Genomic DNA, 1,597 nt, shown 5'->3' with positions numbered 1-1,597 from the left:
GAGACGCTCGTCAAGGATTTCGCAGTTCACGCCGCCCACACCGGCGCCGCGCATGACGCCGCCCACTACCAGGCGTCGATCGTGCAGTTGACCACCAACACGTTGCGGGTCTACGGGGCCAACAACTTTCCGGCCAGCGTGCTCACCGCGGTCGGCGTCGACCGACCGGCATCGCAGTGGTTCACCGACAAGCCGTATATCGAGATCGGCGCCAGCGATCTCGCAGACTCTCCGGATTTCTCGTCTGCCGACGCCGACATCGTCTATGTGTCGTTTGCGTCGCCGGCCGCCAAGGACCGCGCCCCGACCGTGTTCGACAGCAACCCGTGGCGCAAGCTGTCCGCCTACCGCGACAACCGGGTGTTCGTGGTCAACAACGAGGTGTGGCAGACCGGTCAGGGTGTGGTGGCAGCCCGCGGTATCGTCGACGACCTGCGTTGGGTCAACGCCCCCATCAACTAACCGCACTGTCTGGTGCGCAACGAACGGCGGGGCTTCAACGGTGTCGGAGCAGCCGCCGCGGCTGCGATGAATCAGGTATGACGAGCACACCAGTGAGCCCGCGGGAGCTGTACCGGCGGTGGATCGAGGAGTTGTGGGCGGGCCGGCCGGTCGCGCCCGAGCTGGTGACCGACGACTTCGTCGGGCACTGGCCCGACCGCGACGTGCACGGCCCCTCGGAGTTGGCGGCCATCGTCGAGCAGACGCGAAACATGTTCGCCGAGCTGACGTTTGCGGTCCAGGTGGGGCCGCTGGTCGACGGCGACATGCTCGCCGCCCGATGGGTCGGCACGGGACGCTCCGGCACCCAGGAGGTGACGTTCACCGGCAACGACATCCTGCGGTTGGCCAGCGGCAAGATCGCCGAATACTGGACCGGGACGTCAGCGGGCTAGGGCCAGCGACAGCGAGACGGCCGCCGACCAGACCAGCATGGTGAGGCCGGTGTCGCGCAGCACCGGGATCAGGTCGATGTCGGCGGCCGTGCTGGTGGCCAACAACCTGCGCGACATCCCCCCACATGGCGGCGTGCCCCAGCACCGGTGCCGGCGATGACCGGCGCGACCGCATTCGGCAGGGTCCTCGGTCGAGCGCCCTCGACCCACTGCGCCACGCTGGCCACCACCGAATCGTCGCATGCTGTTTCAATGGCCGGGTGGGGCTCGGTAGGAACGGGGCGCGAGGAGCACCTCAATGTTGGGCGTGATCGGCGGCAGTGGGTTCTACACGTTCTTCGACGACGGTGCCCGCAGCGTCGAGGTGGACACCCCCTACGGGAACCTCGGCCCCTTAGAGCAGGTGGTGATCGACGCCATCGGCGCGGTTAGCGCTGAGCGGGCCTGCACCCACTGCCCGGCCCACGAGGGCGTGCAGCTGCCCTTCGAGCTGCCGTGAGAGTGCTGGTGACCGGCGCGGCCGGGTTCATCGGCGCCGGGGTGAGGCGGGCGCTGGAAGAGGACGGCCACGACGTCGTCGGTCTCGACGTGATGTTGCCCGCCGCTCACGGCCCGGCCAGCCGGCCCCCACCGCGGTGCCACCGCGTCGACGTCCGCGACGCCGAGGCGCTGCGCCCACTGCTCGACGGTGTCGACGTCGT

General features: G+C 69.1%; 3 protein-coding genes and 3 pseudogenes (1 of these 6 cut by a window edge). 4 read left to right on the top strand and 2 right to left on the bottom strand.

The genetic code is table 11. The features are described 5' to 3' along the window. Both ACFE99_RS24115 and ACFE99_RS24110 read left to right on the top strand, forming a co-directional pair. Window positions 1-462, top strand: a pseudogene (locus ACFE99_RS24115) (iron-siderophore ABC transporter substrate-binding protein) (it extends 560 nt beyond the left edge of the window). Window positions 463-539: 77 nt separating this feature from the next. Then, entirely contained in the window at window positions 540-896 is a 357-nt protein-coding gene (locus ACFE99_RS24110; protein ID WP_375489267.1) for an ester cyclase, read from the top strand. Here the strand turns inward: ACFE99_RS24110 and ACFE99_RS24105 are convergent. Both ACFE99_RS24105 and ACFE99_RS24100 read right to left on the bottom strand, forming a co-directional pair. Then, entirely contained in the window at window positions 885-1,013 is a 129-nt protein-coding gene (locus ACFE99_RS24105) for a hypothetical protein (protein ID WP_375489271.1), read from the bottom strand. The genes ACFE99_RS24110 and ACFE99_RS24105 overlap by 12 nt on opposite strands. Window positions 1,014-1,021: 8 nt before the next feature. After that, window positions 1,022-1,123, bottom strand: a pseudogene (locus ACFE99_RS24100) (1,4-dihydroxy-2-naphthoate polyprenyltransferase); the annotation flags it as partial. A gap of 71 nt (window positions 1,124-1,194) precedes the next feature. Here ACFE99_RS24100 and ACFE99_RS24095 point away from each other — a divergent pair. Further along, window positions 1,195-1,285, top strand: a pseudogene (locus ACFE99_RS24095) (S-methyl-5'-thioadenosine phosphorylase); the annotation flags it as partial. A gap of 106 nt (window positions 1,286-1,391) precedes the next feature. Continuing rightward, the coding region (locus tag ACFE99_RS24090; RefSeq protein ID WP_375489265.1) for an NAD-dependent epimerase/dehydratase family protein at window positions 1,392-1,597 on the top strand (206 nt) is incomplete at its 3' end.

Origin of the sequence: uncultured Mycobacterium sp., assembly GCF_964249325.1 — a bacterium.
GTDB lineage: Bacteria > Actinomycetota > Actinomycetes > Mycobacteriales > Mycobacteriaceae > Mycobacterium.
The sequence above is the reverse complement of the archived record's forward strand: the minus strand, read 5'-3'. Positions and strand labels throughout refer to the sequence as shown.